General features: G+C 60.0%; 21 protein-coding genes. 10 read left to right on the top strand and 11 right to left on the bottom strand.

The features are described from left to right. Positions 1-16: 16 nt before the first annotated feature. Positions 17-697 carry a heavy metal response regulator transcription factor gene (locus LAB08_RS08550; RefSeq protein WP_096512635.1) on the top strand — a complete coding sequence of 227 codons (681 nt, stop codon included), beginning with the start codon at positions 17-19 and terminating at the stop codon, positions 695-697. Continuing rightward, on the top strand, positions 697-2,046 hold the full coding sequence (locus LAB08_RS08545; protein WP_096512636.1) for a heavy metal sensor histidine kinase: 1,350 nt from the start codon (positions 697-699) through the stop codon (positions 2,044-2,046). Before LAB08_RS08550 ends, LAB08_RS08545 begins: the two co-directional genes overlap by 1 nt. A gap of 108 nt (positions 2,047-2,154) precedes the next feature. Here LAB08_RS08545 and LAB08_RS08540 read toward each other — a convergent pair whose 3' ends face one another. The 3 genes from LAB08_RS08540 to LAB08_RS08530 all read right to left on the bottom strand — a co-directional run bounded on the left by LAB08_RS08540 (position 2,155) and on the right by LAB08_RS08530 (position 5,404). Continuing rightward, the gene (locus LAB08_RS08540; RefSeq protein WP_096512637.1) at positions 2,155-3,399 is read right to left on the bottom strand and encodes a lipoprotein-releasing ABC transporter permease subunit; all 1,245 of its coding nucleotides are present in this window, start codon (positions 3,397-3,399) and stop codon (positions 2,155-2,157) included. 63 nt (positions 3,400-3,462) lie between these two features. Further along, on the bottom strand, positions 3,463-4,146 hold the full coding sequence (gene lolD, locus LAB08_RS08535) for a lipoprotein-releasing ABC transporter ATP-binding protein LolD (RefSeq protein WP_172901624.1): 684 nt from the start codon (positions 4,144-4,146) through the stop codon (positions 3,463-3,465). Positions 4,147-4,153: 7 nt separating this feature from the next. After that, positions 4,154-5,404, bottom strand: coding sequence for a lipoprotein-releasing ABC transporter permease subunit (locus tag LAB08_RS08530; protein WP_096512639.1), 1,251 nt, complete (start codon positions 5,402-5,404; stop codon positions 4,154-4,156). A gap of 94 nt (positions 5,405-5,498) precedes the next feature. On the opposite strand from LAB08_RS08530, the gene LAB08_RS08525 reads away from it, so the two are divergent. Together LAB08_RS08525 and LAB08_RS08520 are read left to right on the top strand one after the other, a co-directional pair. Continuing rightward, the gene (locus LAB08_RS08525) at positions 5,499-6,080 is read left to right on the top strand and encodes a PilZ domain-containing protein (protein WP_096512640.1); all 582 of its coding nucleotides are present in this window, start codon (positions 5,499-5,501) and stop codon (positions 6,078-6,080) included. 14 nt (positions 6,081-6,094) lie between these two features. Further along, a complete protein-coding gene (locus LAB08_RS08520; RefSeq protein ID WP_096512641.1) occupies positions 6,095-6,817 on the top strand; it encodes a glycerophosphodiester phosphodiesterase in 723 nt (240 codons plus the stop codon). A gap of 42 nt (positions 6,818-6,859) precedes the next feature. On the opposite strand, the gene sthA is transcribed toward LAB08_RS08520, so the two are convergent. Next, positions 6,860-8,254 (bottom strand): Si-specific NAD(P)(+) transhydrogenase, encoded by a 1,395-nt coding sequence (gene sthA / locus LAB08_RS08515; protein WP_007972111.1) that lies wholly within the window; start codon positions 8,252-8,254, stop codon positions 6,860-6,862. 207 nt (positions 8,255-8,461) lie between these two features. Further along, positions 8,462-9,487: an FAD:protein FMN transferase gene (locus LAB08_RS08510; RefSeq protein WP_096512642.1), complete on the bottom strand. Its 1,026-nt coding sequence runs from the start codon at positions 9,485-9,487 to the stop codon at positions 8,462-8,464. Positions 9,488-9,839: 352 nt separating this feature from the next. On the opposite strand from LAB08_RS08510, the gene LAB08_RS08505 reads away from it, so the two are divergent. Next, positions 9,840-11,138 carry an MFS transporter gene (locus LAB08_RS08505; protein WP_096512643.1) on the top strand — a complete coding sequence of 433 codons (1,299 nt, stop codon included), beginning with the start codon at positions 9,840-9,842 and terminating at the stop codon, positions 11,136-11,138. A 183-nt stretch (positions 11,139-11,321) separates the two neighbouring features. Here LAB08_RS08505 and LAB08_RS08500 read toward each other — a convergent pair whose 3' ends face one another. After that, on the bottom strand, positions 11,322-12,785 hold the full coding sequence (locus LAB08_RS08500) for a glyceraldehyde-3-phosphate dehydrogenase (protein WP_096512644.1): 1,464 nt from the start codon (positions 12,783-12,785) through the stop codon (positions 11,322-11,324). Positions 12,786-13,147: 362 nt separating this feature from the next. On the opposite strand from LAB08_RS08500, the gene mfd reads away from it, so the two are divergent. The 3 genes from mfd to LAB08_RS08485 are packed head-to-tail and all read left to right on the top strand — an operon-like array spanning position 13,148 to position 19,878. Further along, complete coding sequence (gene mfd / locus LAB08_RS08495) at positions 13,148-16,597, top strand: transcription-repair coupling factor (RefSeq protein ID WP_096512645.1); 3,450 nt, start codon at positions 13,148-13,150, stop codon at positions 16,595-16,597. A 10-nt stretch (positions 16,598-16,607) separates the two neighbouring features. Continuing rightward, entirely contained in the window at positions 16,608-17,174 is a 567-nt protein-coding gene (locus LAB08_RS08490) for a CsiV family protein (protein WP_096512646.1), read from the top strand. Between the two features lie 10 nt (positions 17,175-17,184). After that, positions 17,185-19,878, top strand: coding sequence for a DEAD/DEAH box helicase (locus tag LAB08_RS08485; RefSeq protein ID WP_096512647.1), 2,694 nt, complete (start codon positions 17,185-17,187; stop codon positions 19,876-19,878). 142 nt (positions 19,879-20,020) lie between these two features. On the opposite strand, the gene LAB08_RS08480 is transcribed toward LAB08_RS08485, so the two are convergent. The 3 genes from LAB08_RS08480 to LAB08_RS08470 form a co-directional block, all read right to left on the bottom strand. Beyond that, positions 20,021-20,758 carry an S-methyl-5'-thioinosine phosphorylase gene (locus LAB08_RS08480; protein WP_096512648.1) on the bottom strand — a complete coding sequence of 246 codons (738 nt, stop codon included), beginning with the start codon at positions 20,756-20,758 and terminating at the stop codon, positions 20,021-20,023. A gap of 12 nt (positions 20,759-20,770) precedes the next feature. Beyond that, positions 20,771-21,781 carry a beta-N-acetylhexosaminidase gene (gene nagZ, locus LAB08_RS08475; RefSeq protein WP_096512649.1) on the bottom strand — a complete coding sequence of 337 codons (1,011 nt, stop codon included), beginning with the start codon at positions 21,779-21,781 and terminating at the stop codon, positions 20,771-20,773. Positions 21,782-21,939: 158 nt separating this feature from the next. Continuing rightward, positions 21,940-22,647 (bottom strand): TetR/AcrR family transcriptional regulator, encoded by a 708-nt coding sequence (locus LAB08_RS08470; protein WP_096512650.1) that lies wholly within the window; start codon positions 22,645-22,647, stop codon positions 21,940-21,942. A 229-nt stretch (positions 22,648-22,876) separates the two neighbouring features. Here LAB08_RS08470 and lexA point away from each other — a divergent pair, with 229 nt between their 5' ends. Both lexA and sulA read left to right on the top strand, forming a co-directional pair. Beyond that, entirely contained in the window at positions 22,877-23,485 is a 609-nt protein-coding gene (gene lexA, locus LAB08_RS08465; RefSeq protein WP_096512651.1) for a transcriptional repressor LexA, read from the top strand. Between the two features lie 10 nt (positions 23,486-23,495). Next, positions 23,496-23,972, top strand: coding sequence for an SOS-induced cell division inhibitor SulA (sulA, locus tag LAB08_RS08460; RefSeq protein WP_096512652.1), 477 nt, complete (start codon positions 23,496-23,498; stop codon positions 23,970-23,972). A gap of 76 nt (positions 23,973-24,048) precedes the next feature. Here the strand turns inward: sulA and LAB08_RS08455 are convergent, their stop codons facing one another. Together LAB08_RS08455 and LAB08_RS08450 are read right to left on the bottom strand one after the other, a co-directional pair. Further along, complete coding sequence (locus LAB08_RS08455; RefSeq protein WP_096512653.1) at positions 24,049-24,282, bottom strand: hypothetical protein; 234 nt, start codon at positions 24,280-24,282, stop codon at positions 24,049-24,051. A gap of 154 nt (positions 24,283-24,436) precedes the next feature. After that, positions 24,437-24,961, bottom strand: coding sequence for a DUF6586 family protein (locus LAB08_RS08450; protein WP_096512654.1), 525 nt, complete (start codon positions 24,959-24,961; stop codon positions 24,437-24,439). Between the last annotated feature and the right edge of the window lie 95 nt (positions 24,962-25,056).

The following is a 25,056-nucleotide window of genomic DNA, read 5'->3' as shown; positions in this document are numbered from 1 at the left end:
GAAACCCGAGTCGCCCATGAAACTGCTGATTGTCGAAGACCAACCGAAAACTGGCCATTACCTGCGCCAGGGCCTGACCGAGGCCGGTTTCAATACCGAACTGGTGGCTGAAGGCAGCACCGGCCAGCAATTGGCGTTGAGCGGCGAATATGCCCTGCTGATTCTCGATGTCATGCTGCCCGGTCGCGATGGCTGGCAGATCCTGCAAGCGGTGCGCAGCGCCGGCCTGGACACGCCGGTACTGTTTCTCACCGCTCGCGACGCCGTGGAGGATCGGGTTCACGGCCTGGAGCTCGGTGCCGACGACTACCTGGTCAAGCCTTTCGCCTTTTCCGAACTGCTGGCCCGGGTACGCAGCCTGTTGCGCCGCGGCAGTTCAGCGCCCCAGGAAACCAGCCTGCAACTGGCCGACCTGCGCCTGGACCTGATCCGTCGCCGAGTGGAGCGCAGCGGCCAGCGCATCGATCTGACGGCCAAGGAATTCGCCCTGCTGGAAATGCTCCTGCGCCGCCAGGGCGAAATACTGCCCAAATCGCTGATTGCCTCCCAGGTTTGGGACATGAACTTCGACAGTGACACCAATGTCATCGAAGTCGCTATCCGCCGTTTGCGCCTGAAAATCGACGATGAATTCCCCAGCAAACTGATCCACACCGTGCGCGGCATGGGTTACGTACTTGAAGAGCGCTGCGCCTGATGCAGCGGCTTTCGTTAAGCAGCCGCCTGGCACTGCTGTTTGCGGCGTGCACGGCGGTGGTGTCGCTGTTCGCCGGGGTCCTGTTCAGCCGTGCCAGCGAGGCGCACTTCATTGAACTCGATCAGCAACTGCTCGATGGCAAGTTGATCGGCTTGCGGCGGGCGTTGCACGACATTCAATCGCGCGACAGCGAAGTCAAACTGGCCGACGAGTTGAGCCGACAAGCCGATCTGTCGCTGCGCATCACCGGCAGCGATGGCCAGCGTTGGTACGACAGCTCGGCGAACCTGCCCGACAGACTCCCGCAAAAACCCGGCCTATCGACGATCAACAACGACGGTGCCGATTACCGCGTACTCAATGCTCCTCTGTTTACTGACAAGCCCGGCTCTCCGCAACTGACCCTGCTGCTGGACATCACCCATCATCAGCATTTCCTGCAACGCATGCAGCACCTGATCTGGCTGACGGTAGGCTTGTCGGCCCTGGCCACCGCGCTGCTGGGAGCCTGGGCAGCCCGCAGCGGCTTGCGGCCGTTGCGACGCATGAGCGCCGTGGCCAGCGGTGTTTCGGCGCAATCGCTCAATGCTCGCCTGCCGGAAGAAAACATGCCGCCGGAACTGGCGGAAATGGCCCACCACTTCAACGCCATGCTCGGACGCCTGGACGATTCCTTTCAGCGGTTGTCGGCGTTCTCCGCCGACATTGCCCACGAGTTGCGTACACCGCTGTCGAATCTGTTGACCCATACCCAAGTCACCCTCACTCGCCCGCGCCCCATCGAGGACTATCGCGAAGCACTGCACAGCAACCTCGAAGAACTGCAATGGATGGCGCAGTTGGTCAACGACATGCTTTATCTGGCGAAAGCCGACCACGGGCTGTTGATGCCCTCGCGCGAACCACTGGAACTGGCCGAGGAAGTGGACGTGCTGCTGGAGTTTTTTGCACCGCTGGCCGAAGACGCCCGGGTCACGCTTAGCCGCGAAGGCTTTGGACGCATGGAAGGTGACCGCAGCATGTTACGGCGGGCGCTGTCCAACCTGCTGGACAACGCGTTGCGCTTCACCTCGGCCGATGGCGAGATTTTGATCCGAATCGTCGATCAGCCCAAAGGCTTGCGCCTAACGGTCGAAAACAGCGGTGACGGGATTTCCGAGGAGTTGCTGCCGCGCCTGTTTGACCGGTTCTACCGGGCAGATCCGGCGCGTCATGAAGGCAGCAGTGAGCATGCGGGGTTGGGTTTGGCGATTACCCGGTCGATCATCCGGGCACATGGTGGGCAGATTCGTTGTGAATCGGATCAGGGATGGACGCGGTTTGTGATCGAGTTACCAAAGGGGAGTTGAGGCTGGCAGGGTCGGCCTATTCGCTGGCAAGCCAGCTCCCACATGGAATTTGCAATCACCCCAAATCCCATGTGGGAGCTGGCTTGCCAGCGAAAGCGGTCTATCTGTTTAGGAATACCGCAGAGCGGTAGCCGGCTCGATCTTCGCCGCCCGCCAGGCAGGGTAGACGGTGGCCAGAAAGCTCATGATGAACCCCGCCGAACAGATCAACAGCACATCCCCGCCCTGCAGCTCGGACGGCAGGTTGCTGACGAAGTACACATCGGAACTGAAGATGTGCTGGCCGCTGACCCGCTCGATCCAGCCGACCATCTCGCTGACGTTCAACGCGGCGATCACGCCCAACACACCACCAATCAACGTGCCGACGATGCCGATCACGGTGCCCTGCACCATGAAAATCGCCATGATCTCCCGCGGCGTGGCGCCGATGGTGCGCAGGATCGCGATGTCCGCGCCCTTGTCGTTCACCACCATAATCAGGGTCGCGATGATGTTGAACGCCGCCACGGCGACGATCATCAGCAACAACAGGCCGATCATGGTTTTTTCCATCTTCATGGCGCTGAACAGGCTGCCCTGGGTGTGGGTCCAGTCGTCAGCCTTGTAGGCGGCGCCCAATCCCGTGGCGATGTCGCTCGACACTTGTGGTGCGGCATACAAGTCCTTCACCGCCAGGCGCACGCTCTGCACCTGATTCGGCTCCCAGTGCTGCATCTGCGCGGCATCGGCCATGTGGATCAGCGCCATCGTGCCATCGAGTTCGGCGCCGACCTTGAACACGCCGACCACATTCAAGCGCTGCATGCGCGGGGTAATGCCGCCCGGCGCGTTGCTGACTTCCGGCACGATCAGGGTGATCTTGTCGCCAACGTTCAAACGAAAGCGGCGCGCCGTGATTTCGCCGATCACCACGCCAAACTCGCCCGGCTTCAAGGCATCCAGCCGCCCCTGGACGATGTGTTTGGCGACAATCGACACCTGGCCTTCCAGTGCCGGATCGACGCCGCTGACCTGGATCGGCTGCATCGTGCCTTTGTAGGACAGCATGCCTTCCATTTCGGTGAACGGCACGGCTGCCGTGACTTGCGGATTTTTCATCGCGGCTGCAGCAACCGGCTGCCAGTCGTCAATCGGGTTGACGCCGACGATGGTCGCGTGGGGCACCATGCCGAGGATGCGCGAGCTCATTTCGCGCTGGAATCCGTTCATCACCGACAGCACCACGATCATTGCCAGCACGCCCAGGGCGAGGCCGATCATCGAAGTCATCGAGATGAAGGAAACAAAGCGATTGCGGCGCTTGGCGCGGGTATAGCGCGTGCCGATAAAGATCGATAACGGTCTGAACATTCGCTGGGGCACCGTATAAAAATAAAAGACCCGACACCTTTTCAGGTATCGGGTTTCAGCCAATCAGATGGGAGTGAGGCAGCCTTCCTGCAGGTGCAGGACGCGATCCATCTGGCGGGCCAGGTTCATGTCGTGGGTCACCACCAGGAATGCCGTGCGCATCGAAGTGCTGAGCTCCAGCATCAAATCCTGGATGCCTTCGGCGGTATGGGAGTCGAGGTTACCGGTCGGCTCGTCGAGCATCACCAGGCCTGGATTGTTCACCAGGGCACGGGCGATGGCCACGCGCTGGCGTTCACCACCGGACAGCTCCGCCGGTTTGTGCTCCAGGCGATGGCCCAGCCCTACCCGCTCCAGCAAGGCGGTTGCTCGCTTGCGAGCTTCCGGGATCGCGGTCTTGCCGATCAGCAGCGGCATGCAGACGTTTTCCAGCGCCGTGAACTCCGGCAACAAGTGGTGGAACTGGTACACGAAGCCCAGGGCACGGTTACGCAGCAGGCCGCGCTTTTTCTCGCTCAGCGCCGAGAGTTCTTCCCCGTCGAGCCAGACACTGCCCTTGCTCGGTGTATCGAGGCCGCCGAGCAAATTGAGCAGGGTACTTTTACCCGATCCCGACTTGCCGACAATCGCCACGCGCTCGCCCGGGTGCAGCTCCAGCTGCAAACCGGCCAGGACCTCCACCGATTCCGGGCCTTCCTCGTAGGATTTGCCCAGGTTGCGGCAGCTCAAGATTGCTTTATCACTCATGCCCGACTCACTCATAACGTAGCGCCTCCGCAGGCTGGGTGCGCGCGGCACGCCAGGCTGGATACAGGGTGGCGAGGAAACTCAGGACCAACGCCGCGGAGCAGACCATCCATACGTCCTGGCCCTGCACCTGCGACGGCAGGTAATCGATGAAATACACGTCGGCGTTGAGGAACTTGTGCCCGATCAGGCCTTCAAGCGCCGAGATCGCGGCGCTGACATTCAGCGCGGCGAAGATCCCGACCACCGCGCCGATGGCCGTGCCGACCACGCCGATGACCGTGCCCTGCACCATGAACGTACGCATGATCGTGCCCGGTGTGGCGCCGAGGGTACGCAGGATCGCGATGTCGCCCTTCTTGTCGTTCACCACCATTACCAGCGTGGAAATGATGTTGAACGCGGCAACGGCGACGATCAGCAGCAACAGCAGGCCGATCATGGCCTTTTCCATGCGGATCGCCTGGTACAGGTTGCCATGGGTGCGGGTCCAGTCACGGGCGTAGTAACGGTCTTCGCCCAGTTCCCGGGCGATGCTCCACGCCGTGCGCGGCGCCTGGAACAGATCGTCAAACTTCAGGCGAATGCCCTGGACCTGATCCGGCTTCCAGCGATGCAGCCGCGCCAGATCCTGAAGATTGGTGATGCCCAGGTAGCCGTCGATCTCGCCGGCGCCGACATGGAAAATGCCGACTACGGTGAAGCGCTTCATGCGCGGGAACATTCCGGCCGGGGTCACGGTGACTTCCGGCGCCACGAATGTCAGCTTGTCGCCGACCGCAGCGCCAAGCTTGGCCGCCGCCTTGTCGCCGATGACGATGCCGAACTCGCCGGTCTTGAGGTCATCGAGCCGGCCCTGCTGCATGAAGTTATCAATGATCGACACCTGGCGCTCCAGCGCCGGGTCGATGGCATTGAGCAGGACTTTGGAGACTTTGCCGTTATTGGTCAGCAAACCCTGCATCTGGGTGAAGGGCGCCACGGCCGTCACCTGCGGGTTCTGCTTGACCTTCGCGGCGAGGTCTTGCCAATCGCTGATCGGCTCGCCGGCCTCGATGGTCGCGTGGGGCACCATGCCCAGCACGCGGGTACGCATCTCATGATCGAAGCCATTCATGACCGAGAGCACCACGATCATCACGACCACGCCAAGGGCGAGCCCGATCATCGACGTCAGGGAAATGAAGGACACAAAATGATTGCGACGCTTTGCACGGGTATAACGCGTGCCGATAAATACGAAGAGAGGTCTGAACATGTCGGGGCTTGTTCGGAGGGAAAAGGAACGTCCTTGTGGCGGGGGTCGATAACCAGCTTTACACTCAGACCACCGCCGCTACCATGGGTTCGCCATGTCGACATTAGATGAAGAAGATCGCCGCGAATACTACCGTATCGAGGACACGATCGCACTGGAAATTCGGCCCCTGTCCGCTCCCGAAGCCGCAGGCCAGGAAGTGTTGCAGGATGCTTCCCCACTCTTCAATGTGCTTAGCGAATTGCACCTGAGCGAATTCGAGTCGCAACACCTGTTGCGCCAGATCAGCGAGCGTGACCGCAACCTCTCCGCATTCCTGAAATCCCAGAACAAACGCATTGATTTACTCAGTCAGGTGATCGCACTCACCGTACTCGGGCAGATCGGCGAACCGCAGCCGGTCATCATTTCCGAAGGCGGCATCGACTTCCAGCACCCTGTCCCGATTGCCGCCGGTGCACGCCTGTCGGTCAAGCTTGTGCTCATGCCGCAAGCGCTGGGCCTGTTGCTGCGCGCTCGCGTCACCCATTGCGATCGCAAGGGCGATGGTTACGACGTCGGCACCGAGTTCGAGCATCTGACCGATGCCCAGCGGCAACTGCTGGCCCGCTACATCTTGCAGAAGCAGGCCCAGGAACGACGCCAGGCCCGCGAACTACTCGAATCAGGCAATTAATTTAAGGAAGAACCGTGACCCTTATCTACGGCCACCGCGGCGCCAAGGGCGAAGCACCGGAAAACACCCTGACCAGTTTTCAGGAATGTCTCAAGCACGGCGTTCGCCGTTGCGAACTGGACCTGCACCTGTCCAGAGATGGCGAACTGATGGTCATCCACGATCCGACACTCAAGCGCACCACTGACCGTCGCGGCAAGGTCGTCGAACACACGGCAGCCGAACTTGTGACGTATGACGCACGCAAGGGTGGTCCAGGCTGGATCAAACCCTGCCCGATTCCGACGCTGGAAGAACTGTTCGAGAAATGCGACTTCGATCACTGGCAGCTGGAAGTCAAAAGTGCATCACGGACGCGTGCCGCGACCACCGTGCTGGCGATTCGCGAAATGGTCCAGCGTCATGGCCTGATGGACAAGGTGACCATTACCTCGAGCTCCCGCGAAGTGCTCAAAGCCGCGCTGGAATTGGTGCCGGACGTATCCCGCGGGCTGGTGGCCGAGTACGCCTGGCTCGACCCATTGAAGGTCGCGGCCAGCTATGGCTGTGAAATTCTGGCGCTGAACTGGACCCTGTGCACGCCGGAACGCCTGCAAAGGGCGCAGCGTCAAGGGCTGCATGTGTCGGTGTGGACCGTCAACGAGCCCGCGCTGATGCGCAGACTCGCCGACTTCGGCGTTGACAGCCTGATTACAGACTTTCCCGGTTTGGCCACTGCCACGCTCGAGAATTGCTGAAATCGGTCTCCCCGGCCGGCTCAGGCCACCGGCCGGAGCCGCTCAAAAAAGCCGGTTGAGGCCGTCGTACGCCGCTACCCGATAGGCTTCGGCCATGGTCGGGTAGTTGAACGTGGTGTTGACGAAGTACTTCAGGGTGTTCTGTTCACCCGGCTGGTTCATGATCGCCTGGCCGATGTGCACGATCTCCGACGCCTGATAGCCGAAGCAATGCACGCCCAGCACCTCCAGGGTTTCGCGGTGGAACAGGATCTTCAGCATGCCTTGCGGCTCGCCGGCGATCTGCGCCCGCGCCATGCTCTTGAAGAACGCCTTGCCCACTTCGTACGGCACCTTCGCCTGGGTCAGCTCTTGCTCGTTCTTGCCGATCGAGCTGATCTCCGGAATGGTGTAGATGCCGGTCGGCACGTCATTGACGAAACGCCAGCTACCGTTGTCGACGATGCTGCCAGCAGCCGAACGCCCCTGGTCGTGGGCGGCACTGGCCAGGCTCGGCCAGCCGATCACATCACCGGCCCCGTAGATGTTCGGCACGCAGGTGCGGTAGGCCTCGTCGACTTCGATCTGGCCACGGCTGTTGACCTTCACGCCGATGTTTTCCAGACCCAACTGGTCGGTGTTGCCGGTACGACCATTGCACCAGAGCAAGGCGTCGGCCTTGATCTTCTTGCCGGACTTGAGGTGCAGGATCACGCCATTGTCCACGCCTTCGACGCGGTCGTATTCTTCGTTATGGCGAACCGTGATGTTGTTGTTGCTGAAGTGGTAGCTCAGGGCCTGGGAAATTTCCGAGTCGAGGAAACTCAGCAACTGGCCACGGTTGTCCACCAGTTCCACCAGTACACCCAAGCCACTGAAGATCGATGCGTATTCGCAACCGATCACGCCGGCGCCGTAAACGATGAGTTTGCGCGGAGTGTGACCGAGGCTGAGGATGGTGTCGCTATCGTAGATACGCGGGTGATGGAAATCGATGTCGGCCGGACGATACGGACGCGAGCCGGTCGCGATGATGATGTGCTTGGCCACCAGTTTTTCGACCACGCCATTGGCGCAAACCACTTCGATGGTTTGCTCGTCGGCGAAGCTGCCGGTGCCGAAAAATACGTCGACGCGGTTGCGGGCGTAGTAACCGGTACGCGAAGCAACTTGTTTGGAGATGACTTTTTCAGCGCTTTTCAGCACGTCCGGAAACGAAAACCAGCGCGGCTCACCAATAGCCCGGAACATCGGGTTGGTGTTGAACTGCATGATCTGCCGGACCGAGTGACGCAGTGCCTTGGACGGGATGGTACCCAGGTGGGTGCAGTTGCCGCCGACCTGACGACGACTATCGACCATCGCCACCTTGCGCCCTGCCTTGGCGGCGTTCATTGCCGCGCCTTCTCCCGCCGGGCCGGAACCCAACACCACCACGTCGTAGTTGTAGACAGCCATGCGTACTCCTCAGAACAGGCCGCGGCGCCATCGGCACCTGCGGCTAAATCACGCCGATCTGTGGCGTGAAGGAACAATTTGGGGCCAGTGCAGAACCCGGACACAGTCTATAGAAGCGTCAACGCCGCGCACATTAACCCTTGGTCGCGTCGTAGGCTACTTTTGCCTGCACTACAACGCCAGTTTTCAATGCTTGAACCGCCGCCATCACTCGGTTTTTTCGCCACTGAGGCGTGCAAAAGCGTGACTGGTGCGTGTGACGAAACCTGTATCGGCACGAATCACAAAAAATGCGCCTATATCGTGTTTTTCTGCGTAGTCCCATCCGCGCTCCGGGCCGAGAATCAGCAACAGCGTCGACAGGCCATCGGCCATCAACGCTGAAGGATGAATCACCGTGACGGACGCCAGTGCGTGCGCGACCGGCGCACCGGTACGGGCATCGAAGGTATGGGAATAACGCTGCCCACCCTGCTCGAAAAAATTTCGGTAGTCGCCGGATGTGGACAGGCCGTAACCGTCGACGGCAATGATGCGCTCGGCCACTTGCTGGTCGTCGCGAGGTTCTTCCAGGGCAATGCGCCACGGCGAGCCATCGGGTTTCTTGCCGGCCGCCTTGAGCTCGCCAGTGGCTTCGGCGAGGTAGTTTCCAATGCCCAGTGCTTCAAGCCTTGCAGCGATCCTGTCGACCGCGTAGCCGGCGGCGATGCTGTTGAAATCGACTTCGACGGCGGCGTCCTTGCACAGCTGATCGCCATCTATGCGCAAATGCGCGTGACCCACCCGCTGGCGCACTTGTGCAAGCGCTTCGGCGGTCGGGACTTTTTCTTCGCGAGCCTGGGGGCCAAAGCCCCAGAGATCGAGCAGCGGTTCCACCGTCAAATCGTAGGAACCTTCACTTTGCTCTGACAGCTGCTCACCGACGCGGACCAATTCGAGGATCGGCGCGGGCATGTTCTGACAACGGTTGGCGGGTAATTGGTTGAAGCGTGCGATATCGGAGTCGCTGCGGTAGGTGGACATCTGCTGGTCGACTTCAGCCAGGATTTTTTCGACTTCGACCTGGACCTGCGCAGGAGCGGGAAGACCGGCGTGACGCACGTATTTGACTGAATAGGTGCTGCCCATGGTCGGGCCGCCGAAGGTTTCCAGGGAGTCGCCGTTGTCGCAGGCGGATAACGCGACAATCAAAATCACCAGACCATAAAGCCGCCATTTCAACAAATCTTGCATCCCCACGCCCCCTCTCCTGGCCCAACGCCAAGACCAGCCATTATGCGATAGAACATTGTGGGAGCGAGCCTGCTCGCGAAAGCGGTGTGCCAGTCAAACATAAATGCCAGCTGATCTATCGTCTTCGCGAGCAGGCTCGCTCCCACAGGTTTCTCATTCGCTTGAGAAAGCATTTCACGTCAGTGAAATGGCAAAAACATATAAACAGCAAGCTAACTAATTGTTGCCTATCTATCTCTCCACACATATTGTTACAAACTGTTGCCAAGGATACCTGACGTCCCGAGCGACAGAGAGGGACGCGTCTAAATCAAGGATTTCCGACAAGACAGCTAAAAGCGAGTACGTTCAAATGTCCTCCAATACGGGCAAAGGCAAAGCGATTTTTCGCGTTGTCAGCGGTAACTTTCTCGAAATGTTCGACTTCATGGTCTACGGCTTCTACGCCACAGCCATCGCCAAGACCTTCTTCCCCGCCGACAGTGCTTTCGCTTCCTTGATGTTGTCGCTGGCCACCTTCGGTGCCGGCTTCCTGATGCGCCCGCTGGGGGCGATTTTTCTTGGGGCCTACATTGACCGCCATGGCCGCCGCCAAGGGCTGATCATCACCTTGGCCTTGATGGCTGCCGGTACGGTGCTGATTGCCTGTGTGCCCGGCTACGCCACCCTCGGCGTTGCCGCTCCACTGATCGTGCTATTCGGTCGCCTGCTGCAAGGCTTCTCGGCGGGCGTGGAATTGGGCGGGGTCTCGGTGTACCTGGCCGAGATTTCCACGCCGGGCCGCAAGGGTTTCTTCGTCAGTTGGCAGTCCGCCAGCCAGCAGGCAGCCGTGGTGTTCGCCGGGTTGCTGGGTGTGGGCCTGAACCATTGGCTGAGTCCGGAGCAAATGGGTGAATGGGGCTGGCGCGTGCCGTTTCTGATCGGCTGCATGATCGTGCCGGTGATCTTCGTGATTCGCCGCTCCCTGGAAGAAACGCCTGAATTCAAGGCACGCAAACATCGCCCTACCCTGCGAGATATCGTTCGATCGATCAGCCAGAACTTCGGCATCGTCATCGCCGGCATGGCATTGGTCGTGATGACCACGGTGTCGTTCTACCTGATCACTGCCTACACCCCGACCTTCGGTAAAGCGGAACTGCATTTGTCGGACATGGATGCGTTGCTGGTAACGGTGTGTATCGGTCTGTCGAATTTCTTCTGGCTGCCGGTGATGGGTTCGGTGTCCGACAGAATCGGGCGCAAACCCCTGCTGCTGGCGGCGACCATCCTCGCGATCCTCACGGCGTATCCGGCGCTATCGTGGCTGGTGGCGAACCCGAGCTTCAGCCATCTGCTAATCGTCGAGTTGTGGCTGTCGTTCCTTTACGGCTCGTATAACGGCGCCATGGTCGTGGCCCTGACCGAAATCATGCCAGTGGAAGTGCGTACGACCGGTTTCTCTCTGGCTTACAGCCTGGCGACGGCGACCTTTGGCGGTTTCACACCGGCGGCCTGTACCTATCTGATCCATGTGCTGGACAACAAAGCGGCACCGGGGATCTGGCTGAGTGCGGCGGCGGTGTTGGGGCTGATTGCGACACTGGTATTGTTCCGTGGCAACAAGCATGAGCTGCGGACGGCGAAGGCCGCGGTAGCAGGTGGTGCCTGATAAATCGCCATCGCGGGCAAGTCGGGTCGCCGCATCGCACGCTCCCACAAGGGCAGCGCAATACCTGTGGGAGCAAGGCTTGCCCGCGAAGAGGCCGGTCCAGGCAACACACCTGCATTTGACACACCGCACAAACAAAAACGCCCCGACCAAAGTCGGGGCGTTTTCATGTGCAGCTAAGGCTTAGCGCGGGAATGCTGGCGGGTTTACACCGGCCATGTCTTCCATCACGCGAACCACCTGGCAGCTGTAACCGAACTCGTTGTCGTACCAGACGTACAGAACAACGCGGTTATCCTGAGTGATGGTCGCTTCAGCATCCACGACGCCTGCGTGGCGCGAGCCAACGAAGTCGGTGGAAACCACTTCCTGGGAGCTGACGTAGTCGATCTGCTTGTGCAGATCCGAGTGCATGGCCATCTGGCGCAGGTACTCGTTGATCTCTTCGCGAGTGGTAGCCTTTTCCAGGTTCAGGTTCAGGATAGCCATCGACACGTTCGGCGTAGGAACGCGAATCGCGTTGCCGGTCAGCTTGCCCTTGAGCACTGGCAGCGCCTTGGCGGCTGCGGTGGCGGCACCGGTCTCGGTGATCACCATGTTCAGTGGAGCGGCGCGGCCACGACGGCTGCCCTTGTGGAAGTTGTCGATCAGGTTCTGGTCGTTGGTGAACGAGTGAACGGTTTCGACGTGGCCGTTGACGATGCCGAACTTGTCATTGACAGCCTTGAGCACCGGCACGATGGCGTTGGTGGTGCAGGAAGCGGCCGAGATGATCTTGTCGTCAGGGGTGATGTCGCCGTGGTTGATGCCGTGAACGATGTTCTTCAGCGCGCCCTTGCCAGGTGCGGTGAGGATCACGCGAGCAGCGCCCGGGCAGGCCAGGTGCTGGCCCAGGCCGTCAGCGTCACGCCATACACCGGTGTTGTCGACGATCAGGGCGTTTTCGATGCCGTACTGGGTGTAGTCGACTTCGCTCGGGCTCTTGGCGTAGATCACCTGGATCAGGTTGCCGTTGGCGCTGATGGTGTTGTTGGCCTCATCGATGGTGATGGTGCCATCGAACGGACCATGGACCGAGTCACGGCGCAGCAGGCTGGCACGCTTGACCAGATCGTTCTCGGCGCCCTTGCGGACGACGATGGCGCGCAGACGCAGGCCGTCGCCACCACCGGTTTTCTCGATCAGGATGCGCGCCAGCAGACGGCCGATGCGACCGAAGCCGTACAGGACAACGTCAGTGCCTTTGCGGGCGGAAGCGTTTTGCTGGCCAACCACGTCGGCCATTTCTTCACGGACGAACTGCTCGGCAGTACGGCCATTGCCTTCGGCCTTGAATTTGGCCGCCAGCTTGCCCAGGTCTACCGAGGCGGCGCCGAGCTTGAGCTCGCTCATCGCCTTGAGCAGCGGGAACGTTTCGTGGACGGAGAGTTCGGTTTCGTCGGTCTGGCGATGACGGGCAAAGCGGTGCGCTTTGAGGATCGAAATCACCGAGCGGTTGATCAGGCTGCGGCCATAGATCGAGCTCACCACGTTGTTATTGCGGTAGAGCTGACCGATAAGCGGAATCATCGCTTCTGCGAGTGCTTCACGGTCGATCCATTCACCAAGACACTGGTCGGGCTTCTGAGTCACGGGAACCTTCCACATGTAGGGGCAGAAAAAAGGGGCTACATTATGCCGCTCCGTGCCTCACGTAGCAATGCGCGCTTGTCGCACTGCCCGTAACAAAATCCTGTTCAAAAAAATTACGCTTCGCTGAAGCCCAATGAAACCGGGGCTTCCAGCATCGTCAATTTTTTGGGGACAGCGCTGCCTTGTCCGTAACCATCCGTAACACCACCTCATTTTGCCACTACATATTCGTTAATTTCCGTTAAAAAACGGCCCGATTTTGTCATTACCACTACATTTCGCCTCACCCGCGTATTAGACACATCTGCAACTGACAGCCGGCACCCTGGACCGCTACAATTACCGACTTTGTCGCAACGCTTGGAGCTCGACCTTCCGTGCCCGTTCTGCGTCTACCGCATCTCCCTGCCGCGGCAGGTAAACAGCATTGGGGCAACCTGCCCGGTGCTTCCCTGAGCCTGGCCATCGCCGAGGCCGCCAGCGCTGCCAAGCGCTTTACCCTGCTGCTGACCGCCGATAGCCAAAGTGCCGAACGGCTGGAACAGGAGCTGAGTTTTTTCGCCCCGGATTTGCCTGTGCTGCATTTCCCGGACTGGGAAACCCTGCCCTACGATCTGTTTTCGCCGCACCAGGACATTATTTCCCAGCGCATCTCGGCACTTTATAGATTGCCGGAGCTGAGTCACGGGGTGCTGGTGGTGCCGATCACCACCGCCCTGCACCGCCTGGCACCGACCAAATTCCTGCTCGGCAGCAGCCTGGTGCTGGATGTCGGCCAGAAGCTCGACGTCGAGCAGATGCGCACCCGGCTCGAGGCCACCGGTTATCGCTATGTCGATACCGTCTACGAGCATGGCGAATTCACCGTGCGCGGCTCGCTGATCGATCTGTTTCCGATGGGCAGCAAGTTGCCTTATCGCATCGACCTGTTCGATGACGAAATCGAAACCCTGCGCACCTTCGACCCGGAAAACCAGCGCTCCATCGACAAGGTCGACTCGGTCAAGCTATTGCCCGCAAAAGAGTTCCCGCTGCAAAAAGAAGCCGTGACCCGCTTCAAGGCACGGTTTCGCGAGCGCTTCGATGTCGATTTCCGTCGCTGCCCGATCTTCCAGGACTTGAGCAGCGGAATTACCCCGGCCGGTATCGAGTACTACCTGCCGCTGTTCTTCGAGGAAACTTCGACGCTGTTCGATTACCTGCCCCAGGACACGCAAGTGTTCTCGCTGCCGGGCATCGAGCAGGCCGCGGAAAACTTCTGGAACGACGTTCGAAATCGCTATGAAGAGCGCCGCGTCGATCCATCCCGTCCTTTATTGCCACCCGCCGAATTGTTTTTGCCGGTGGAAGACTGCTTCGCACGCCTGAAAAACTGGCCGCGAGTGGTGGCCAGTCAACAGGACGTGGAAACCGGTGCCGGCCGTGAGCGTTTCCCGGCGCGAGAACTGCCGAACCTGGCCATCGAAGCCAAGGCCACACAGCCATTGGCGGCACTTTCGGGTTTCCTCGACGAATTCCCCGGACGCGTGTTGTTTACCGCCGAATCCGCGGGCCGTCGCGAAGTGCTGCTGGAACTGCTGGAACGCCTGAAACTGCGGCCGAAGACCGTCGACAGTTGGCCGGACTTTGTGGCCGGCAAGGAACGTCTGGCAATCACCATCGCGCCATTGGATGAAGGCCTGCTGCTGGACGATCCGGCCCTGGCACTGGTTGCCGAAAGCCCGTTGTTCGGCCAGCGCGTCATGCAACGCCGTCGTCGCGAAAAACGCGCCGACGCCAACAACGATGCCGTCATCAAGAACCTCACCGAGCTGCGCGAAGGCGCGCCGGTGGTGCATATCGATCACGGTGTCGGCCGCTACCTGGGCCTGGCGACGCTGGAAATCGATAGCCAGACTGCTGAATTCCTCGCACTGGAATACGCCGAGGGTGCAAAACTCTACGTGCCGGTGGCCAACCTGCATTTGATCGCCCGCTACACCGGCAGTGACGATGCACTGGCCCCGCTGCACCGCCTCGGCTCCGAGACCTGGCAGAAAGCCAAGCGCAAGGCGGCCGAACAGGTGCGCGACGTCGCGGCGGAGCTGCTCGACATCTATGCCCGTCGCGCTGCCCGCGAAGGCTATGCCTTTGCCGATCCGAAAGCCGATTACGCCACGTTCAGCGCCGGTTTCCCGTTCGAAGAAACCCCCGACCAGCAGACCACCATCGAAGCCGTGCGCGAAGACATGCTCGCGCCCAAGCCAATGGATCGCCTGGTGTGCGGCGACGTCGGTTTCGGCAAGACCGAAGTGGCCATGCGTGCCGCATTCATCGCCGTGCACGGCGGTCGTCAGGTGGCCATTCTGGTGCCGACCACCCTGCTCGCCCAGCAACACTACAACAGCTTTCGCGACCGCTTTGCCGACTGGCCGGTGACTGTGGAAGTGATGAGCCGCTTCAAGTCGGCCAAGGAAGTGAACGCGGCGGTCGCGGATCTGGCCGAAGGCAAGATCGACATCGTCATCGGCACGCACAAGCTGCTGCAGGACGACGTGAAAATCAAAAACCTGGGCCTGGTGATCATCGACGAAGAGCACCGGTTCGGGGTGCGCCAGAAAGAACAGCTCAAGGCCCTGCGCAGCGAAGTCGACATCCTTACCCTGACCGCCACGCCGATTCCGCGCACGCTGAACATGGCGGTGTCGGGCATGCGCGACCTGTCGATCATTGCCACGCCACCGGCCCGACGCCTGTCCGTGCGGACCTTCGTCATGGAACAGAACAAGAGCACGGTCAAGGAAGCCCTGCTCCGTGAACTGTTGCGTGGCGGTCAGGTTTACTACCTGCACAACGACGTGAAAACCATCGAGAAATGCGCCGCCGACCTCGCCGAACTGGTGCCGGAAGCGCGGATCGGCATCGGCCACGGGCAGATGCGCGAACGCGAACTCGAACAGGTGATGAGCGACTTCTACCACAAGCGTTTCAACGTGCTGATCGCCTCGACCATCATCGAGACCGGCATTGACGTGCCGAGCGCCAACACCATCATCATCGAGCGTGCCGACAAGTTCGGCCTGGCGCAGCTGCACCAGTTGCGCGGCCGGGTCGGGCGCAGTCACCACCAGGCTTACGCCTACCTGCTGACGCCGCCGCGCCAGCAAATCACCCCGGACGCCGAAAAGCGCCTGGAAGCGATCGCCAATACCCAGGACCTCGGCGCAGGCTTCGTGCTCGCCACCAACGACCTGGAAATCCGTGGCGCCGGCGAACTGCTCGGCGATGGGCAGAGCGGGCAGATCCAGGCCGTCGGTTTCACGCTGTACATGGAAATGCTCGAGCGCGCCGTGAAATCGATCCGCAAGGGCGAACAGCCGAACCTCGATCAACCGCTGGGCGGCGGTCCGGAAGTCAACTTGCGTGTACCGGCGTTGATTCCCGAGGACTATCTGCCGGACGTCCACGCACGCCTGATTCTCTACAAGCGCATCGCCTCGGCCACTGACGAGGAAGGCCTCAAGGATCTGCAAGTGGAAATGATCGATCGTTTCGGCCTGCTACCCGAGCCGACCAAGAACCTGATGCGCATCACCGCCCTGAAATTGCAGGCCGAATTGCTGGGCATCAAGAAAGTCGACGGCGGCCCGCAAGGCGGTCGGGTCGAGTTCGCGACGCAAACCCCGGTCGACCCGCTGACCCTGATCAAACTGATCCAGAGCCAGCCCAAACGCTACAAATTCGAAGGCGCCACGATGTTCAAGTTCATGGTCCCGATGGAGCGCCCGGAAGAGCGCTTTAATACTGTAGAGGCGCTGTTCGAGCGCCTCATCCCGAAAACTGCTTGAAGGACGCCGCATGCGCCTGTTTCGTTCACTGACCTTGTTGATAACGCTGGTCGCACCTTCGGTGTTTGCCGATGATCTGTATCAGATTGAAATGATTCTGGTGCGGCAGAATGCCGTGCCGGCGATTGTCACCCGTGCCGCACCGGAAGACTGGGATGCTGGCGCCCAACGCATCAACCCCGACAGCCTGCGCTCGCCGAGCCTCAACGGCGAGGTGGAAAAACTCACTGCCAGCAATCAATACGAGGTGTTGCTGCACAAGACCTGGCAACAGACCCTTGGCGAGGAGGCCACCAAAGTCGCGATCAGCGACGGCAAGGAACAGTTCGGGCAGTTCCCGATCGAGGGCACGCTGAACATGAAACTGGGGCGTTTCACCGACGTCGACGCCGACTTCTGGGTCAACCAGATCAACACCGATGGCCTGGTCACTGCCAGTGAACGCCTGAAGACAGAAAGCCATACCAAAAACGGGCAGTTGAACTTCCTCGATGCCGGTCATCTCGGCCTGCTGATCAAGATCACCTCGCTGACAGCCCCCGCGCCTCGGCCAGTCCCCGAAGAAATTCCGGACTGATTGATCCCCTATGTCCGCGACCCTGAGCAAACCCCTGGCACCTTCCTGGGTCAGCCGATTCAAGGAGCAGAGCCTGGAGCGTGGCCGCCGCTACGCGCTGGAGAATCGCGTCAGGATCGTCGAAGCCGGCGATGCAACGATCATAGCGGCGTGCGAAGGTTCTGGCGGTAACGTTTACCGTCAGACCATTCGCTTGCGAGAGTCAGCCAAAGGCACTTTGCTGATGATCGACGCCACATGCTCCTGCCCGGTCCACAACAACTGCAAACACTGCGCAGCGGTATTGCTGCAGGTGCAGGAAACCCTCGACTACCCCGCAGCCGCCAAAGACGCCGAGTTGCTTGAGAAACTCCAGGCCGTGCTGGAAAACCGTAGCCCTAAAGCCTTGCCGCAATTGCTGGTGGACAATGTCCAACCGGTTCCGCGCCTGTGGCTGGCGAGCATCGAGTTCAGCGCCTTCGAACCGCGCAATGGCCGGATGCAACGCTACATCCAGCACCGCGCCGCACTGTCGTTCAGCTATCTGGATGAATACGTTTCCGGGCAGAAAAATGCCGACATCCTGATTCGCCAGGAAACACAGACACTGCGGATAAAACGCCATCCGGAAGTGGAACAGTCCTACCGGGAACAGTTACGGATTCTCGGCTTCAAAGTCGCCACCCGGCAAAGCAAGGCCTTGCCGGAAAGCGCCGGCGAGCTGTTCGAGATGGTCAACGACAGCGCCTGGCTGACCTTCACCCTCAATGAACTGCCGAAGCTGCGTACCCAGGGCTGGGAGTTGCAGATCAACGAAGATTTCGGCTTCGACTTGACCGCGGTGGACGACTGGTACGCTACGGTCGAACAGGCACCGGAGCGTGACTGGTTTGACCTGGAACTGGGGATCATCGTCAACGGCGAACGGCTGAGCCTGCTGCCGATCCTGCTGAACCTGATGCGCTCGCACACCGAAATCCTCAACCCCGAACGCCTGGCCCGACGTCGCGACGACGAACTGATCCTGGTGAATATCCCCCATCGACCGAACTCCGAACACGGCCCCTTGCAAGTCGCCCTGCCCTTCGGCCGCTTGAAGCCCGTGCTGGCGACCCTCGGCGAGTTCTACCTGCAAGAGCCCGGTGAAACCACATTACGCCTGAGCAAGGCCGACGCCACACGCCTGAACCCGCTGGAAGACCTGCCTCTCCTCTGGGAAGGTGGTGAGCAGATACGCACCTTTGCCCAGCGCCTGCGCGACATCAAGGACTACACCGCCAGCGTTCCGGAAGGCTTGAACGCAACACTGCGCCCCTATCAGCTGGAAGGCTTGAGCTGGATGCAGTCGCTGAGGCAACTGGAGGTCGGCGGGATTCTCGCGGACGACATGGGCCTGGGTAAAACCCTGCAAACCCTCGCGCATGTTCTCAGTGAGAAAAACGCCGGACGTCTTGATCGTCCCTGCATGGTGGTGATGCCGACCAGCCTGATTCCCAACTGGCTCGACGAAGCAGCCCACTTCACACCGCAGCTCAAAGTGCTGGCACTCTACGGCGCCAGTCGCAGGAAGCATTTCGAAAACCTGACTGATTACGATTTGATCCTGACCACCTACGCGCTGCTGCCCAAGGATGTCGACCGCCTGGCCGCACAGCCGCTGCACGTGCTGGTACTGGATGAAGCGCAATACATCAAGAATCCGAACAGCAAGGCTGCCCAGGCCGCCCGCGAGCTGAACGCCCGACAGCGTTTGTGCCTGAGTGGCACGCCACTGGAAAACCACTTGGGCGAGTTGTGGTCACTGTTCCACTTCCTCTTGCCAGGCTGGCTCGGCGACGTGAAAAGCTTCAACCGCGATTACCGAGTACCGATTGAAAAGCGCACCAGCGAAGTAAGACTTCAGCACCTCAACGGTCGGATAAAACCCTTCCTGTTGCGCCGGACCAAGGAACAGGTGGCCACCGAGCTGCCACCAAAAACCGAAATCATTCATTGGGTCGAACTCAACGAGGCGCAGCGTGATGTGTACGAAACCATGCGCCTGGCCATGGACAAGAAGGTCCGCGACGAGATCACTCGCAAGGGCGTGGCCCGCAGCCAGATCATCATCCTTGAGGCGCTGCTGAAACTGCGTCAGGTGTGCTGCGATTTGCGCCTGGTCAACGATGCCGCCCTGCCGGCTCGCGGCAGCACTTCGGGCAAGCTCGATAGCCTGATGGAAATGCTCGAAGAGTTGTTCGAAGAAGGCCGGCGGATTTTGCTGTTCTCGCAATTCACTTCAATGCTGTCATTGATTGAAGATGAACTGAACAAACGTGGCGTGGCTTACGCGCTCCTGACCGGACAAACCCGCGACCGGCGCACGCCTGTGAAGGACTTCCAGAGCGGCAAACACCAGATTTTTCTGATCAGCCTGAAGGCAGGTGGCGTTGGCTTGAACCTGACGGAAGCAGACACCGTGATTCACTACGACCCTTGGTGGAACCCGGCAACGGAAAATCAGGCAACCGACCGCGCCTATCGCATCGGCCAGGAAAAACCGGTGTTCGTCTACAAGCTGATTGCACGCGGCACGGTGGAGGAGAAAATCCAGCATCTGCAGAAAGAAAAATCCGACCTCGCGGCCGGCGTGCTGGATGGGCGCCAGGCCGGGGACTGGAAACTGCAGAGCGATGACATCGAGGCGTTGTTTGCGCCGTTGCCGGACAAGCTCGAGAAACGTTGAGAATAGCGATGCCAGAGAGATCGCCATCGCGGGCAAGCCTTGCTCCCACAGGTTTTGAGTCGATCACTCAGTATGTGATCAACATTAAGCCTGTGGGAGCAAGGCTTGCCCGCGATGGGCTCAACCAGATCTAAAGCCTGGCTCAGCCTTTCAGCACCCGCGCCAGCGTCGACTTCACCTTCCCCATCCCGTCATGCAAAGCCTGCTCGATCTCGGCCATGGTAATCACTGCCGTCGACTTGCCCGCCGCCGGATTCACCACCAGCGCCAGGCAGGCATAATCCAGTTCCAGCTCACGGGCAAGGGCCGCTTCCGGCATCCCGGTCATCCCAACGATGTCGCAACCGTCACGCTCCAGGCGTGCAATTTCGGCCACTGTTTCCAACCGTGGGCCCTGGGTGCAGGCATACACGCCATGGCTGCTGTAGCCAACGCCTTCAGCCGCCAGCGCTGCAATCAACTGCTGACGCAGCGGTTCGCTGTACGGGTAGCTGAAATCGATATGCGTGACCTGCTCCAGGTCATCGGCAAAATAGGTGTGCTGGCGACCGCTGGTGTAGTCGATCAATTGATGCGGCACGCAGAAATGTCCGGTGCCCATCGCGGCATGAATCCCCCCCACGGCATTGACCGCGAGAATCGCCTCGGCTCCGGCCTGTTTCAGTGCCCAGAGATTGGCGCGGTAGTTCACCTGGTGCGGTGGGAACCGGTGCGGATGACCGTGGCGGGCGAGGAACAGCACTTCCTTGCCAGCATACTCGCCGATCTGCACCTCGGCCGAAGGCGTGCCGTAAGGGGTGTCGACCGCCAGTGACTGACGAATGCTCAGGCCTTCGAGCTGAGTCAGGCCGGTACCACCGATAATCGCGTAAACCGTCATAACGAACCGTCCTTAATCAATCAATTGAGCGTCTTTGAGCGCGCCGACAGCTGCCAGCCAGCGCGGATCCTGACGGTAGTCGGTGCGCGCGTACGACTGACCGCGCATCCGCGCGATACGCGGTGACGGCTTGACCTTCATGCGCTGCGCGGCGCTCAGGGCCAGCTCGGCGGCCGCACGATCGTTGCACACCAGGCCCATGTCGCAACCGGCGGTCAGTGCCGCTTCAATGCGGCTGGCGGCATCGCCCACCACATGAGCGCCAGCCATGGACAGGTCATCGCTGAAAATCACGCCATCGAACTGCAGTTCGCCACGCAGGATGTCCTGCAGCCAGCGACGGGAGAACCCGGCAGGCTGGGCATCGACTTGCGGATAGATCACATGGGCCGGCATGACGGCGGCCAGTTGCTTGCTCAATCTGGCGAACGGCACCAGGTCGTTGGCACGGATTTCGTCGAGGCTGCGTTCGTCGTTCGGGATCGCCACATGGGAATCCGCCTCGGCCCAGCCGTGACCAGGGAAGTGTTTGCCGGTGGCGGCCATGCCGGCGCTGTTCATGCCACGGATGAATGCACCAGCCAGCAGTGCTGCACGCTCCGGATCGCCCTCGAATGAACGGGTGCCGACCACAGCGCTACGCTGATAATCGAGATCCAGCACCGGAGCGAAACTCAGATCCAGGCCCACGGCCAATACTTCGGTAGCCATGATCCAGCCACACTGCTCGGCCAGGTATTCGGCATTCGGGTTGTCGGCAATCGCACGCATCGCGGGCAGCCGCACAAAGCCCTGACGCAGACGCTGAACCCGCCCGCCCTCCTGATCCACCGCCAACAGCAGATCGGGACGCATGGCGCGAATCGCGGCGCTCAACTCCCGGACCTGACGCGGGTGTTCGATGTTGCGGGCAAAAATGATCAGGCCGCCCACTTCGGGTTGGCGCAACAGGTGGCGATCTTCGGCCGTCAGCCAGGTACCGGCGACGTCCACCATCAACGAGCCTTGCAGGCCAGCAGTCATAGAGATTCCTTGATAACGATGAATCCAGCCCGCACGAATTCGCCACCGAGGGCAATGCCCGGCAGGTCGGCGATATCAATGGGAAATGGATTCAGAACGAGAGTCGGCATGGGCGGCTAGCTTAACGGATGTCAGCTGCCGCGCCCACCCGTGCGCGGTCAAACCTTGGCGGCGACCGATGTCGATTTGCTGCGCGGACGCAATTGCGCGGTGGCCATGGCCGTGTCTGTGACGCCGGATTCGGCACGCATGCCGGCCGCGAGGAACGGCACCATCAGACGCATGACCTGCTCAATGGAAGTGTTTACCCCGAAGTCGGTTTCGGCAATTGCACGCAAGGCCTTGATGCCGGACATGCTGAACGCAGCCGCCCCGAGCATGAAGTGCACGCGCCAGAACAGTTCGATGGGAGGGATGCGCGGCGCAGCTTCGTTGACCAGCATCATGTAGCGGCGGAACACCTTGCCGTACATGTCTTCCAGATAACGACGCAAATGCCCTTGGCTCTGACTGAAAGCCAGGCCCAGCAAACGCATGAAAATCGAGAGATCATTGCCGCTGCGGGGCTGTACCACCAAGGCTTGTTCGACGAGGATTTCCAGCAGTTCTTCGAGCGTGGGCCTGACTTCAGGCTTGGCCTGGCGCCGCTCGAGCTCTTTATCGAGGCTGATGCAGAACGGCCCTAGAAAACGCGAAAAGACCGCTTGAATCAGCGCCTTTTTCGATCCGAAGTGATAGTTCACCGCTGCCAGATTGACACCGGCCTTGCTGGTGATCAGACGCAACGAGGTTTCAGCGAAACCTTTTTCCGCGAACAACTGCTCGGCAGCATCGAGAATGCGTTCAACGGTTTCCGACTGGGCCATGGCTACTCCGCCTGACAAACACTTGTTTGAAACATACGTTTCAGCCTGTGCATTGTCAAGTCTGGCGGTTCGTTTTGGGAATGGTCGGTCAGACATTTAACCATACAACCGCAAAGCTTCAATCAGCAGGCTGAAAGACCGTCCGGCGGTTGGCAGAAAAACGGGCATTGCCAAGACCGTTTCACTGTATATAATCCCAGTCACTGTATAAAAAAACAGAGCGATCAATATGCTAAAGCTGACGCCACGCCAAGCCGAGATTCTGGCCTTTATCAAACGCTGCCTGGAAGACAATGGCTACCCGCCGACCCGCGCGGAAATCGCTCAGGAACTGGGTTTCAAATCGCCCAACGCGGCGGAAGAACACCTCAAGGCGCTGGCCCGCAAAGGCGCAATCGAAATGACGCCTGGTGCGTCCCGCGGGATTCGCATTCCCGGTTTCGAAGCCAAGGCCGATGACGCCAGCTTGCCCATCATTGGCCGGGTAGCGGCCGGCGCGCCGATCCTTGCCCAGCAACATGTCGAAGAATCCTGCAACATCAACCCTGCGTTCTTCCATCCACGCGCCGACTATTTGCTGCGAGTGCATGGCATGAGCATGAAGGACGTGGGTATTTTCGATGGCGACCTGCTGGCCGTCCATACCACCCGCGAAGCCCGTAATGGCCAGATCGTGGTGGCACGTATCGGGGACGAAGTGACCGTCAAGCGCTTCAAGCGTGACGGCAGCAAGGTCTGGCTCATTGCCGAAAACCCTGAATTCGCCCCTATCGAAGTAAACCTTAAAGATCAGGAACTGGTGATCGAAGGCTTGAGTGTCGGCGTCATTCGCCGCTAAAGGAGGCTTTATGCAGTTCCCACACACATCACAGCAAGCCCAACTGCCACTGCTGTTCGAGGCATTCCTGGCGCAGCCGTTGGCGCCGATCCTGAAGGAAGTGGTCGAGTCGCCCTGGAGCGCCGAACCCGAGGTCTTCAGTGAAATGTCTCTGCGTGGTGCAACCGGGAACTGCCTGAACCTTCTGGCACCGATCCTGCGGGAGTTGAGCCAGGATCAGGATGCACGCTGGCTGACTCTGATCGCCCCACCCGCCAGCCTGACCCAGGCCTGGTTACGGGACGCAGGACTCAATCGCGAGCGCATCCTGTTGCTCCAGCCAAGTGGCACGCAGAGTGCCCAGCAACTGACCTGTGAGGCCCTTCGTCTCGGCCGCAGTCACACGGTAGTCAGCTGGCTCAACCCGCTAAGCACCACTTCACGGCAACAGTTGATCAGCGCCGCCCGGACCGGGGACGCGCAAAGCCTGAATATTCGATTGGGTTAACACAATACGGTGCAGGGCTTCTCCAGGGACAGAGAAGCCAATCTCTAGCGGTATTCGAAAAAACGACGAACGGGTATCAGTGAAGAACCCGCGGCCCCTCTTCCTTTTCGAATTCGCCCTCAACCAAGCGACCGGCCATCTGAACACCGACGCTCAACATCGCTTTGGCGACTTCTACGTGTTGGCCTTGCAGAAATGCTTTGGCGTCCTCGGAGAAATCCAAAGTAACCAGAGAACCCTCGTCCTCAGCCCTGCGCAGCTCGATACGGCCGTCTGGTAACTCGACAATTTCTAGAAAGGACGTTGGCATAAAGGTTTGTTCTCCACGAAAGGCGGGGATTATATAGGCATCGGCCAGGCTTCGCTCGGGATCTTGACAAGATGCCATCACGAAGAGAAATGTCTGACAACTCTCTTCCCTGAACGGACAGCCTTCCGTGTCGTCCGTTAAAAAACTCAGCCCCTTAGCACTCGTTCAAGCCTTCGCGAAAACGGATCGCCAGGCTTTTGAGGTTCTGACGCCAGCTCTCCAGCTCTTCACGGCTCAGCTCTGCAGGCGCCTCCTCTTCATCCAGGTTTACCGCCTGAATCAGCGGCTGCGTCACGTCCCCCTTCGGTTTGCGCGGCGCCCGTGGCGGCTGAAACAGCGCTGCATGGGCCGCCAGCAGCTTGGCCAGCCAGGTTTCCGGGTTGTTGGCCAGTTCGACCATCTCGGCCATTTCAGGAATGGCGATACTTTCCAGCACTTCGCGAGTCAGCAGCGACTCAGCCCGGGAGGCATTGGCCTGAGGCAACCGATAGAAACCGGCGATTTCATGGCACAGCCCCAGTAGCGCCCCGTATAGATGAAACAATGCCGATTCACGACCGGCCTGAATCAGCGCCAGGGAATTCATCGCCCGCCCCTCTTCAGCCCTGCCGAGTGCTTCCAGCGACAGGCCGGCGAAATAGATCTTCTGGTTGGTACGGGTATAAAGCTCGTGGGCCATGACGGCAGCCTCCACAACGAAATAATGCTTCACGCAGGTCAGACAGTGTCGTGGATCACCCAAGTCGACCGCAAGCCCAAAACAAAAAGGCCGCA

It is taken from the genome of Pseudomonas izuensis (assembly GCF_002356535.2).
Classification (GTDB): Bacteria; Pseudomonadota; Gammaproteobacteria; order Pseudomonadales; family Pseudomonadaceae; genus Aquipseudomonas; species Aquipseudomonas izuensis.
This window is presented reverse-complemented; position numbering and strand designations above follow the sequence as displayed.